A 13,083-nucleotide genomic window follows, 5' to 3' on the forward strand; every position below is an offset into this window, starting at 1 on the left:
AGTGAGGGCTTTTTGATATCAATCCATCGCGAATATTGAGCTAAGCAACATTCACCGTTGGAATATGCTGAGCTTGATCAAGCCAGACCTCTAGAGCGACCTCATCACATGCATGTTGACGTGGGCAACGATCACAGTCTTTCATTACTTTCTCTGGTAATAAGGCTTTTGAGGTTGGCGTAAAACCACGTTTCATAAAGAATTCAGGCACTCGAGTTAACACAAATACTTTTTTAATCGCCATTTGAGTGGCTTTATCAAGCAAATGTTCAACAATCGCTTTTCCTTGGCCTTGCTGTTGCCAGCCCGCTTCAACCCCTAAAGATCGTATCTCAGCCAGTCCAGAATCATAGACATACAATGATGCACACCCGGTTACTACACCATGATTTTCAGCCACTGCAAACGAGCCAATATCGCGCACTAACTCATTACGATTACGCGGTAAATTCTCACCTAGTCCCGCCCAATACACCACCATGCCTTCAATAGCATCAAGATCGGTGAGTCGTGCGCCTCGTACTTTAACATTAGGCGAATAACGCTTATCAAGCCGCTTCTCTGCTTGACCAATGGCATAGTCAACTTGGTTTGGTGCAACACCACCTAAAGCACACCGTTTATCTAAACATGATTCAATGGTCAAAATCGGATAGACATCATTTTCAATCACCGTCGAAAATTGTTTCATCTCCTCAAGAGAGAGTTCTTCTAACGCACAGCCTTTGGCAATCGCGGCCACCACAGCCACCCCAACAATATGATGCGCTTCTCGAAAAGGGATCCCTTTCGCCACTAAATAATCGGCTAATTCGGTCGCATTTGAATAACCTTGCATCGCCGCTTCTAAAGTACGATCTTGATTAATCTTGATCCCTTCAAAACATAATGCAGCCATTTCCATACAATCATGCCAGCTATCTAACGCATCAAATAGCCCTTCTTTATCTTCTTGCATGTCCTTATTGTAAGCCAGCGGTAATGCCTTAACGGTCATCATCATCGCCGCCATCGCGCCATACACTCGGCCACACTTGCCACGAATAAGCTCTAGGGCATCAGGATTTTTCTTTTGCGGCATCAATGATGAACCAGAGGTCACCGCATCATCAAGTTCAATAAAATTAGATTCGCCAGAATTATAGAAAATTAAATCTTCTGCCATTCGTGATAAATGCAACATTGAAATTGATGCGGTGGATAATAATTCCATCACGTGATCACGATCAGACACCGAATCAAGACTATTACGGGTTGCGCGCTGAAAACCAAGGTTATGGGCTAACACTTCACGATCTATCGGATACGCCGTTCCCGCCAGTGCGCCAGAGCCTAACGGGCAGGTATCAAGTCGCGTCATTGCATCATTCAACCGTGAATGATCACGCTCTAGCATTTCAACATACGCTAAACACCAATGGGCAAAAGTGACGGGCTGCGCTCGTTGCAAATGGGTATATCCGGGTAATACCGTTGCTTGATGCTGGCGGGCGACGGTAACTAACTGTTGCTGTAATTTATCCAACATCAACAATAATTGCTGACCTTGCTGACGACACCATAGTTTAAGATCCGTCGCCACCTGATCATTACGAGAACGACCGGTGTGCAGTTTTTTACCCAAATCCCCCACTTTAGCAATCAGCTGTTGCTCCACCCAACTGTGAATATCTTCAGCATCGGAAGCGAGAATTTGTTCAGGATCTTCCATTACCGCTAATTTAAGTTCATTTAGTGCCAATTCAAGCTGTTGTTGCTCTGTTTCAGTAAGTACATTCACTTGGCGCAGGGCTTTTGACCAAGCTATTGAACCGACAATATCTTGCTCTGCGAGTCGATAGTCAAAACGCAACGAATCATTAAATTGCTTAAATCTGATGTCAGCTGCCTGACTAAACCGCCCACCCCATAATGCCATGCTGAATCTCCTGTTACTGTCTAAGCGAAGTCATATTGAGAAGCTTACGTTGCAATGAATAGCGTCATCATTACAGCGCAAGCAACAATATTGATTGGATTATTTATTTTTGACTATTAAGCGCACGAATACGGCTAGCCAAAGAATACAAACGAATAAAACCGCCAGCATGACTATGATCATAAACATCATCTTCACCAAACGTAGCAAACTCTTCCGAGTACAAACTATTGCCTGAACGCTTTTGAATAACGGTGGCTTGGCCTTTATATAGTTGAATCACGACTTCACCCGTTACATCTTGTGCCAACGTATCAGCCGCGGCTAACAACGATTGGCACAATGGCGTAAACCAGCGGCCATCATAAATAAGATGCGATGCTTTAAGACCAATGGTTTGACGGAACTCAAACGACTCTTTATCAAGCACTAATTGTTCAACAGCACGCAATGCTTCCATCATGATGGTGCCACCTGGGGTTTCATAGCAACCACGAGATTTGATTCCTACGAGACGGTTCTCAACAATATCAATCCGTCCAATTCCGTGCTCAGCACCTTTGCTATTGAGATAATTAAGCGCGTTATAAGGCGTCATCGGCTCACCATCAACCGCAACCACTTCACCTTTTTCAACTAAAACAGACACCGTTTCAGCGATATCAGGCGCCTGTTGTGGATCTTTAGTCCACACCCAACATAACTCATTAGGTGCATTCCACGTATTTTCAAGTACACCACCTTCAGTTGAAACGTGCCATGCATTAGCATCACGTGAATAAATTTTTTCTAACGATGCAGTACAAGGAATATTACGCTCAGCCAAATAATCAAGCAGTGCTTCACGGCTACGTAAATTCCATTCACGCCATGGTGCAATCACTGTCAATTGTGGCGCAAGAGCCGCAAATGCCCCTTCAAAGCGCACCTGATCATTTCCTTTACCTGTACAACCATGACATAACGCATCAGCACCAACTTCTAATGCACACTCTACTTGCGCTTTAGCAATAATGGGACGCGCCATTGAAGTGCCCAGTAAATATTTACCTTCGTAAGTTGCTCCCGTTTTAAGGGATGGATAAATATAATCTTTGACCATCTCTTCTTTTAAATCAGCGATGTAACATGCAGATGCACCAGAGGCGAGTGCTTTGGCTTCAATGCCAACCAACTCTTCTTCACCTTGACCGACATCTGCCACAAACGCGACCACTTCACAGTCATAGTTCTCTTTTAGCCATGGAATAATGGCTGAAGTATCTAAACCACCTGAATAGGCCAATACCACTTTGTTAATCTTGCTCATCTGCTGCTCTCCTTTTCAGCCTTGTCGCGGTCATCCCGTTCAGGCACTATTTTCAAAAATATTAATTCGTCGTAATACATCAATGAACTGTCATCAATACAGGCTAATCACCCATTACTGGCACCGTAAATCGAGTCCCGATACTGTCGCCCGCTAATAAAGCATTAAGCTTGTCGGGATAACGCCAACTGGCGACTTCAATCGAACGGCCTAACGCTTTAGCCGCTGTAAATGCTGCTCGTACCTTTACGATCATGCCATCGGTGATCACAGCTTGTGCAATTAATGCTTCTGCTTCCGCTTCCGTTAACTGCTTAATTAAATTACCTTTACCATCAAGTACACCCGTCACATCAGATAGCAACACCAACTCACCACCAACAGCCGCAGCAACGGCAACCGCCGCTTGATCAGCATTAACATTCATCATTTCACCCTGAGCATCGAGCCCAATAGAGCTAATGATTGGTACAAAACCTAACTGCATAATTTGACCCACTAAAGCGCCGTTATTTGGTTCAGCATGTCCCACAGCGCCTAACTCTGGATCTAATTGACTAACTGTACATAAACCGCCATCAGCTAAACTTAATCCTACGGCTGCCACGCCAGCTTTAACCGCTTGCCCTTGCAGCATTTTATTGGCAGTACCAGCTAACGCACCGGTAATCAAGCCAATTTGATCACTAGGAGTAACCCGTAACCCTTGTTTTTTAACTGTCGACAATTGCAATTTTTTCATTAGGTCGTCAACAAGATAGCCACCACCATGAACAAATAAGATCGAGCGTTGTGACCGCGATTGGTACGCATTGATGGTTGAAAACAATCGCTCTAAGGTGACATTACATTCCAATGCAGCACCACCAAGTTTAATCACTAAAGGAACTTGATTCATTGTGTTACTCCTATACCAACGCGGTTAATTGAGGGAATCCATTGCGAATATTTATGCATTGAACTGCTTGTGATGAAGCCCCTTTCAATAAATTATCAATCGCGGCAGTTAAAATAATATGCTCACCTTGAACCTGCCAGCCGATATCACAAAAACAGCTACCAACAACATCATCCAACTTAGCGGTATTATGGTTAAGTAGCCGTACCGCATGTTGATCGGTCGGGTTTAGATAAGCTGATGCCATTGCTGCAGTCACTTCTTCTGCGGTTACACCATCGGCTAATTTAGCGATAATAGTGGCTAAAATACCGCGTTTAAAATTCCCGAGATGAGGCGTGAAAATAATATCGCAATTAAGATGATGGGCAATTTCAGGCTGGTGTCGATGCGTAAACAAGCCATAAGCCTGTAAGCTCACCTCACAAAAACTATTGGTCATGGTGGCTTTACGACCCGCACCCGACACACCACTGACGGCATTTATCACTGGCCATTGATCGCAATCAAGCAGACCTGCAACGAGCAATGGTTTTAACGCTAATTGAGATGCGGTGGGATAGCACCCAGGAACCGCAATTAATTGGGCTTGGCGAATTTGATCATGATTCCATTCAGCTAACCCATAAACAGCACTGTCTAGCAATGCCTCATATTGGTGCTTAAAACCATAATATTGATCATAGAAACCATCCGCTTTCACTCTAAATGCACCTGACAAGTCAAACACCTGACAACCCATATTTAGACATTCAGCTGCAATATCATGACTCACTTCGTGGGCAGTAGCTAACAACACAATATCGATGTTTGCCACTGCCATTCTAATATCTGTTAGCGGCTGCAACGGTAAATCAACCACACCATGCAATTGACCATGCAGCGCACTTAATGGTTTTCCTGCATCAACACTGGTGGCTGAAACATACAAACCGCAAAGTGTTAATTGCGGATGACGACTTACTATTTTTGCCAGTTCTGCGCCGGTATACCCACTGGCGCCAACAATAACCGTGTTTAACATCGCTCATTCCATATCATTGTAGTGTTATCGAGCCGTCATCAAATAATTGGAGCTATGGCTAAGTAGTGATGATTGTCATAACGGCTAACAGAGGTGTGCTGTAAACAGCATAGAAAAGGCACGTAAAAGCACCTAAGGCAAAAGACTTAGCGTCGTCGAAGGGAGGAGATAAAGGCAGAGGTATAGATTTGGTTCATGATAATAACTTCCTGCATCGAACAATAAACCCTGAGCGTTCCGTTGCTCAAGGATAAATAAACAGCTAACACCATTTATTCATAAATTTGAATTAATATGTTTACTGGTTAAATTACATACTGTCAATAGTGCAACGATAAAAAAATATATTTTATTATCTTTTCATTAACTTTTACAACATTAAACCATAACAGAACTGATTATTTTTAATGGCGTTTTTTTGCCCTATCTCTTTAATAATGAACAAAAATGTGGGCTGACACAGGCAGGAATGAAACAAAATTACAAAATTCAATCAAGATTATGACCAAAATCAATATCGATAGTTTTTATTAGCGATAAATACAATCTCTGTTGACCTGTTACTAACTTCACGGCTAGATTGTGGGGTAAAGGTTAAATTGGATGTAACAAAATTACGAGATGGATACGATATGAACGAGAAATACAGTGCGTTAACAAGTAATGTCAGTATGCTTGGCCATTTGCTGGGTAATACGATCAAAACAGCCTGCGGTGATGAACTCTTAGAAAAAGTTGAAACGATTCGCAAACTTTCTAAATCAGCAGGCACAGGTAATCAAGATGACCGCGAGAAACTGATTGCTGAATTACAAAACCTACCCGATGATCAATTACTTCCTGTAGCTCGAGCTTTTAGTCAATTCCTTAATCTCACCAATATTGCAGAGCAATACCATACGATTTCACGCCAACGTGAAACGACATTATGCAGCCCAGATGCACTCGATGAATTGTTTACTAAATTAGTCCAGCATGATGTTAACCCTGCTGATTCTTTAGTGGCGATTAATGAATTAAATATTGATTTAGTTCTTACCGCGCACCCAACAGAAATTGCACGCCGTACCATGATCCATAAATTGGTACAGATTAATAAATGTTTATCACAATTAGAATTAAGCGAATTATCAACCGCTGAACGTGCACGTGTTGAGCAACGCTTAGAACAACTGATTGCTCAAGCATGGTATTCCGATGTTATTCGCCAGCAACGCCCAACCCCACTTGATGAAGCAAAATGGGGTTATGCCGTGGTTGAAAATTCATTGTGGCAAGCGGTACCAGAGTTTGTACGCCTGTTTGATGAAAAACTGCAACAGCATTTAGATAAGAAACTACCATTAGACGCAGCGCCAGTAACCTTCTCCTCATGGATGGGCGGCGACCGCGATGGGAACCCATTTGTAACGTCTGATGTTACCCATGAAGTTTTACGCCTTTCTCGTTGGAAAGCGGCCGAACTTTATCTTGGTGACGTGCAAGAATTGATCAATGAATTATCAATGATTCAATGTAATGCTGAGGTGCGAGAGCTCGCAGGTGAAGCACATGAACCTTACCGTGCAATTTTAAAACAACTACGTACTAAGCTGATTATTACTCGAGACAGCTTAGAAGCACAAATCAACGGTAATGCTCCCCTTTCTAAACATATTATTAATGATGTTGCTGAGCTATGGGATCCACTATTTGCGTGTTACCAGTCATTACATCAATGTGGTATGGCGATCATTGCTGACGGCTTACTGCTTGATTCACTACGTCGTATCAAATGTTTTGGTGTGCATCTGGTTAAACTGGATATTCGTCAAGAAAGCACTCGCCACGAAAATGTTATTTCAGAGCTAACGCGTCACCTTGGTTTAGGTGATTACAGTCAGTGGTGTGAACAAGATAAGATCGCGTTCTTAGTTCGTGAATTATCGTCTAAGCGACCATTACTACCACGAAAGTGGGAACCATCAGCTGACGTTCAAGAAGTACTCGAAACCTGTAAAGCAATTGCAGAACAACCACGTGAAGCATTGGGTGCCTATGTTATTTCAATGGCACGTACAGCATCTGACGTATTAGCCGTTCACTTATTACTGCAAGAAGCAGGTTGTCCATTCCGCATGGATGTGTGTCCATTATTTGAAACACTTGAAGACTTAAATAACGGCGCTGATGTTATTGAACAACTGCTTAATATTGACTGGTACCGTGGTTTTATTCAAAACCATCAGATGGTGATGATTGGCTATTCTGATTCAGCCAAAGATGCCGGTGTAATGTCAGCGGGATGGGCGCAATACAGTGCGATGGAAAAACTGGTCGATGTCTGTGAAAAAGCAGACGTTGAAATTACCTTATTCCATGGCCGTGGCGGTAGTATTGGTCGTGGCGGTGCACCCGCTCATGCGGCATTGTTATCTCAACCACCACGTAGCCTAAAAGGTGGTTTACGTGTAACCGAACAAGGCGAGATGATTCGTTTTAAGCTCGGTTTACCTGAAGTGGCAATTAATAGCCTCAGCCTTTATGCCAGTGCAACGTTAGAAGCAAACTTACTACCACCACCAGCACCGAAACAAGAATGGCGCCATATTATGGACCAACTTTCTCATGTTTCCTGTGAATCGTACCGTAATGTAGTTCGAAACACGCCGGAGTTTATTCCTTATTTCCGCGCCGCAACGCCAGAGTCTGAACTAGGTAAGTTACCGCTGGGCTCTCGCCCTGCAAAACGTAATCCTAATGGTGGCGTTGAAAGTTTACGTGCTATTCCATGGATTTTTGCTTGGAGTCAAAACCGTCTATTGTTACCAGCATGGTTAGGTGCGGGTGAAGCGATTCAACACTCGATTGATAATGGTGATACTGCACAGCTAGAAGAAATGTGCCGTGAATGGCCATTTTTCTCGACTCGCTTAGGTATGCTAGAAATGGTGTACAGCAAAACCAGCTTGGGTATCACAGAGTACTATGATCAACGTTTAACTGATGAAGCTTTATGGCCGCTTGGTAAACAATTACGTTCACAGTTAGTGCAAGATATTAAAGCTGTATTAACCGTTGAAAATAATGATCATTTGATGCAGCAAGACCCATGGGGTGCTGAGTCTATCCGTCTACGTAATATTTATGTTGAACCACTTAACATGTTGCAGGCTGAATTACTTTACCGTACTCGCCAGCAAAAAGAGTTACCAATAGAGCTTGAAGAAGCATTGATGGTAACCATTGCAGGTATTGCAACAGGTATGCGTAATACTGGCTGATCTACAATAAATGACACTAAGGCTATCTTCGGATAGCCTTTTTTTTTAATCGTTATTTACAATGTTGTTAAAATATATTGTAAATTCTCAACTATGACACAGCATTATATTGCTCATAAAGACTAAGATAGAAAAGTATCAATATGAGAAAAGATGAATATATTTCAATCAAGTTATTATTTTTTTAGCGCTAAATTAACTTAGTGATAGTTCACAAGATAATAAATTGAAACGCCTCAGTAACAGATAATTGAACTAGAAGTATCGATATTGAGTCAATTAATGATATTCTATGCGACCGCAATTAGGCAGTGCAATAGCACGATTATAAATTAAAAACGTCACCTGAAGCGTTACATAATCTAAGCCCTATTGTGTTTTTTATTTTATATATTTAACGGATAGAAGAGATGTCACTACCACATGTAATTTTAACAGTGCTTAGCACTCGCGAAGCGACTGGTTACGATATAACCAAAGAATTTTCACACAGTATCGGTTATTTTTGGAAAGCGAGCCACCAGCAGGTGTACCGTGAACTCAATAAAATGGCGACGAATGATCAAGTAACCTGCCGTCTTGAACCTCAAGATGGTAAACCTGATCGTAAGGTATATTCGATTACCGATCTTGGCCGTCAGGCACTATTTGAGTGGTTCCAAGAACCAGCACGTAATCCAACCACGCGTGATGAGTTTTCTGCAAAACTATTGATTTGTGGTGTTCACAATTCAGTACCAATGCAGCAGCAACTTGAAGCTTTAATTGATGAATCACATATTTTAATGGGTCATTATCAAGAGCTAGAGCAAATTCATTTTAGCGATTACAAAAACATGGATCGTCAACAACGTCTCGACCGTTTAACCTTACGCCGCGGGCTTCATAACCGCCAAGCTTGGATATTATGGGCTGAAGAAGTTCTCGCTGAACTGAAAGATATGGACAGTGAAAATAGCGCAATCGCTATTAACTAAATCAATATCAAAAAATAAAGCCGCAGTTTAAACTGCGGCTTTTTTATTACTACTAATACGGTATACGCCTACAACATCGTCGCTAAGCGATTGATATCAGATATTAACGCCCCAGCTGTTACATCTCGTCCAGCCCCAGGACCTCGAATCACTAATGGATTCTCGCGATACCATAGGCTTTCAATTGCAAAAATATTATCACAAGGTAGTAAGTTTGCTAATGCATGCTCATGAGGTAATGCTTCTAAGCCAACATATGCTTTACCATGGCGATCTAAACGGGCCACATAACGTAAAACTTTATCTTCACGAGCTGCTCGTGCTAATTTTTCAGCTAATACACCATCAAGTTCTGGTGCTTGCTCAAAAAACGCATCAACCGTTAATTTACGTAAACACGGCGGAACCAATGATTCAACGTGCACTTGCTGTGGGTCAATTTCAAACCCCGATTCACGAGCAAGAATAACCAGCTTACGCATCACATCGCTGCCATCCAGATCATGACGCGGATCGGGCTCAGTTAACCCCTGCTGCCACGCCTGTTCAAGCAATTCAGAAAACGGCTGTCGACCATCAAATTGTTGAAACAACCATGATAATGTGCCAGAAAAAATACCCGAGATAGCTAAAATACGATCGCCACTTTCGCGCAGATCGCGTACGGTATGATTGATAGGTAAACCTGCACCAACCGTCGCGTTATACAACCAATAACGGCTACTTTTAGCAAACGCATCAACCACCGCCTGATACTCTATCGTCGCCGCTGATCCTGCGATTTTATTAGCAGAAATAAGGTGTAATCCACTCGCTGCAATATGTGGGTATAACGCAGCTAACTGATGACTTGCGGTTACATCAACCACAACCACATCATCATAATCAACCGCTGCTAGCTGAGACAATAACTGCGGTAATTGATAATCTGTTGCCTGATCTTGAAACTGCTCTAATGCTGTTTGCGGCGTAATTCCAACACTATTAATCCAACATTGATGCTGACCAACAATGCCAATCAAATTAAATTGCATGCCGTGTCGTAGCTCTAATGCCGCTTTTTCACGACCAAATAACCCCAACCAATGTTTCCCTATATTGCCTTTACCACACAACACAATACCCACGCTTTTTTGCGCTTGAAATAACGCTTGATGGATATCATTGACTAACTTATCCGTTTCAATATCACGTAGCACTGCCACTAAACTTAAACCTGATTCAGCCTCAGTCATAAATTCAACGGGTAAGCCTTTAAGTTGCTGATAGAAACCATGGCAATGATTAGGATTATTCAACACGCCAGCACCAACTGCCGCAACCATTGAAAAGCCTTCTCGTAATCGAAGTTCAGCCGCAACGCCACTATCTTGCAATAGCCCTAGCACGCTATTTACCATTTCTTGGGTATAGGCCAAAATAATTCGCCGCTTACCTTTATCCATAGTTTGAGCCAACGGCTGTAATTGCGCTCGATCTAATAATAACTGCACATCTTGTTGAGTATGTGCCAACGCCATTCCTTGCGGTACATCAAGCTCAATTAAACACACATCATTGAGTGATGAAATAATTTTAGCCCCACGACCAGATGCTAATACCCTTTCAACCCGTGTTGATCCAGATTCAGGTTGATGACTACAACGTAAGGTTAAATCAAGACTACTTTGGGCGACGGGTTGAAGTGTTCGGCTATGTAAAACTGGCGCAGCAAGACGTGCTAATTCATTGGCTTCATCTAATCGTAATAAGGGCAATAGACAAGCATTGGTGACCTTATGAGGATCGGCACTATAAACACCCGCAACATCACTCCAAATTGTTACTCGGTCAACCTTGGCTAAAGCACCAATAATCGTCGCAGAATAATCAGACCCATTACGACCAAGTAACACCGTTTGCTGGTGCTGATTCGCCGCCATAAAACCAGTGATCACTAATCGTTGCTGTTGATATTGCGCTAACAATTGATCCAATAATGGTGCAGATAAGACTTTATCCACTTCAGGCTGCACCGCATGATCGGCCCGTAAAAATAAACGTGAATCAATATCTATCGCCGCTAATTGGCATTGGTTTAATAAGGCACTTAATAACCGTGCAGACCATAATTCACCATGACCTAAAACCGCATTTTTCACCTCGGCCGTCATGGTTAATTGTCCCCACTGAGCAATTAACGCCAACTCCGCATATAACTGCTGTTGTAGTGGCTCTGCGTCTTGAGGATCAAGTAACTCATTGATCAATTGCTGCTGAAATACTCGAATAGAGAGTAAGGTTTCATGGGCTAAGCGGCCATCAGTGACTAATTGTTCTAGCCATAATAATAATTGATTGGTGGTTTTCCCTGCCGCCGATACCACCACTAAATCATTATAATTAGAATACGCACGTAAAATATCAGCGACACGACGATAACAATCAGCATTGGCAAGGCTACTTCCGCCAAATTTATGTAATTGGCGCAGATCTTTTTTCATCAGCAGCCCTCCTTTGCAATAGCGAACGCCTGTTTAAGATCAGCAATCAAATCTTGTGGGTCTTCTAAACCTACCGATAACCGTAACAAAGAAGTAGAGATCCCAGCGGCTCGTTGCGCTTCATCACTCATGGCACGGTGAGTCATTGAAGCGGGATGAGCAATTAAACTCTCCGTCCCCCCTAATGATTCTGCCAATGAAAACAATTGTAATGTTTTAACAAACAACGCCAGTTGTTGATAACTTCCAGCAAATTCAAAACTCATCATCGAGCCAAAACCACGTTGCTGACGCTTCGCTATCTCATGCCCAGGATGGGTGGGCAAACTTGGATGATAAATAGTGCCAACCAAGGGTTGTTGCTGCAAATAAGCCAGCACTGCTGCCCCATTTTCTTCATGCATCCTCATTCGAGGCGCCAATGTTCGCAATCCACGCAAGGTCAAATATGCATCAAAAGGGGCTCCTGTCGCCCCAATACAATTAGCCCACCAACTTAGATTTTCAGCTGCAGCTTGGTCTTTAGCAATTAAAACACCCCCGACCACATCAGAGTGACCATTAATGTATTTAGTGGTTGAATGCACCACAAAATCAGCCCCAAGCGATAACGGCTGCTGTAATAATGGCGATAGGAAAGTGTTATCAACGGCAACTTGGCAACCAACCACCTGTGCTTGTTGGCAAACCACCGTAATATCAATCACGCGCACTAAAGGATTTGAGGGAGTCTCAAGCCATAACAACGTCGGCTTTTGTGCCAATGCTGCCGCTAAGGCATCAGGATCCGACTGATCTATAAACAGGACCTTAAAGTCCCCTTTTTGAGCACGGGTATTAAACAATCGATAACTGCCACCATAACAATCATGGGGAGCTATCAATAAATCATCAGGTCCTAAAAGCGCAGACACCAATAAATTCATCGCAGCAGTACCACAACTGGTGACGACGCCCCCCGCGCCGCCTTCCATATCACTCAGAGCATCAGCTAATGTATTTCGAGTTGGATTGCCTGAACGAGAATAATCATATTGCGGTAACTCACCTAGTGCAGGAAAACTGTAGGTGGACGTTAAGTAAATTGGCGGCACAACTGCATTATATTGTGAATCAACGTCAATACCGCTACGAACGGCAATAGTCGCAGGCTGCTTATCACTCATAATAACGTTCCTTGTTATAAGGGGGTGAACCCTGTAAATAAATAA

The 13,083-nt window shown here is 42.8% G+C and carries 8 protein-coding genes; 2 read left to right on the forward strand and 6 right to left on the reverse strand.

What is annotated here, in order from left to right:
- Positions 1-40: 40 nt before the first annotated feature.
- The 4 genes from argH to argC all read right to left on the reverse strand — a co-directional run bounded on the left by argH (position 41) and on the right by argC (position 5,149).
- Positions 41-1,918, reverse strand: coding sequence for an argininosuccinate lyase (gene argH / locus CZ809_RS17115; protein WP_080158757.1), 1,878 nt, complete (start codon positions 1,916-1,918; stop codon positions 41-43).
- Between the two features lie 103 nt (positions 1,919-2,021).
- On the reverse strand, positions 2,022-3,227 hold the full coding sequence (locus CZ809_RS17120; RefSeq protein WP_080158758.1) for an argininosuccinate synthase: 1,206 nt from the start codon (positions 3,225-3,227) through the stop codon (positions 2,022-2,024).
- A gap of 103 nt (positions 3,228-3,330) precedes the next feature.
- The gene (argB, locus tag CZ809_RS17125; protein WP_080158759.1) at positions 3,331-4,125 is read right to left on the reverse strand and encodes an acetylglutamate kinase; all 795 of its coding nucleotides are present in this window, start codon (positions 4,123-4,125) and stop codon (positions 3,331-3,333) included.
- A 10-nt stretch (positions 4,126-4,135) separates the two neighbouring features.
- Positions 4,136-5,149, reverse strand: coding sequence for an N-acetyl-gamma-glutamyl-phosphate reductase (gene argC, locus CZ809_RS17130; protein ID WP_080158760.1), 1,014 nt, complete (start codon positions 5,147-5,149; stop codon positions 4,136-4,138).
- Between the two features lie 632 nt (positions 5,150-5,781).
- Between argC and ppc the strand changes: the two genes are divergently transcribed.
- Both ppc and CZ809_RS17140 read left to right on the forward strand, forming a co-directional pair.
- The gene (ppc, locus tag CZ809_RS17135; RefSeq protein ID WP_080158761.1) at positions 5,782-8,412 is read left to right on the forward strand and encodes a phosphoenolpyruvate carboxylase; all 2,631 of its coding nucleotides are present in this window, start codon (positions 5,782-5,784) and stop codon (positions 8,410-8,412) included.
- A 410-nt stretch (positions 8,413-8,822) separates the two neighbouring features.
- Positions 8,823-9,389, forward strand: a complete 567-nt coding sequence (locus tag CZ809_RS17140; RefSeq protein ID WP_080158762.1) for a PadR family transcriptional regulator — start codon at positions 8,823-8,825, stop codon at positions 9,387-9,389.
- Positions 9,390-9,457: 68 nt separating this feature from the next.
- Here the strand turns inward: CZ809_RS17140 and CZ809_RS17145 are convergent, their stop codons facing one another.
- Together CZ809_RS17145 and CZ809_RS17150 are read right to left on the reverse strand one after the other, a co-directional pair.
- Positions 9,458-11,872, reverse strand: a complete 2,415-nt coding sequence (locus CZ809_RS17145) for a bifunctional aspartate kinase/homoserine dehydrogenase II (RefSeq protein WP_080158763.1) — start codon at positions 11,870-11,872, stop codon at positions 9,458-9,460.
- Entirely contained in the window at positions 11,872-13,038 is a 1,167-nt protein-coding gene (locus tag CZ809_RS17150) for an O-succinylhomoserine (thiol)-lyase (protein WP_080158764.1), read from the reverse strand. The genes CZ809_RS17145 and CZ809_RS17150 overlap by 1 nt, the downstream gene beginning before the upstream one ends.
- Positions 13,039-13,083 lie beyond the last annotated feature (45 nt).

It is taken from the genome of Photobacterium piscicola (genome assembly GCF_900166965.1).
GTDB lineage: Bacteria > Pseudomonadota > Gammaproteobacteria > Enterobacterales > Vibrionaceae > Photobacterium > Photobacterium piscicola.

Bases quoted from the DNA above. Each gene is read 5' to 3' on its own strand.
- argH (WP_080158757.1), bottom strand. From the start codon at position 1,918: ATGGCATTATGGGGTGGGCGGTTTAGTCAGGCAGCTGACATCAGATTT.
- CZ809_RS17120 (WP_080158758.1), bottom strand. From the start codon at position 3,227: ATGAGCAAGATTAACAAAGTGGTATTGGCCTATTCAGGTGGTTTAGAT.
- argB (WP_080158759.1), bottom strand. From the start codon at position 4,125: ATGAATCAAGTTCCTTTAGTGATTAAACTTGGTGGTGCTGCATTGGAA.
- argC (WP_080158760.1), bottom strand. From the start codon at position 5,149: ATGTTAAACACGGTTATTGTTGGCGCCAGTGGGTATACCGGCGCAGAA.
- ppc (WP_080158761.1), top strand. From the start codon at position 5,782: ATGAACGAGAAATACAGTGCGTTAACAAGTAATGTCAGTATGCTTGGC.
- CZ809_RS17140 (WP_080158762.1), top strand. From the start codon at position 8,823: ATGTCACTACCACATGTAATTTTAACAGTGCTTAGCACTCGCGAAGCG.
- CZ809_RS17145 (WP_080158763.1), bottom strand. From the start codon at position 11,872: ATGAAAAAAGATCTGCGCCAATTACATAAATTTGGCGGAAGTAGCCTT.
- CZ809_RS17150 (WP_080158764.1), bottom strand. From the start codon at position 13,038: ATGAGTGATAAGCAGCCTGCGACTATTGCCGTTCGTAGCGGTATTGAC.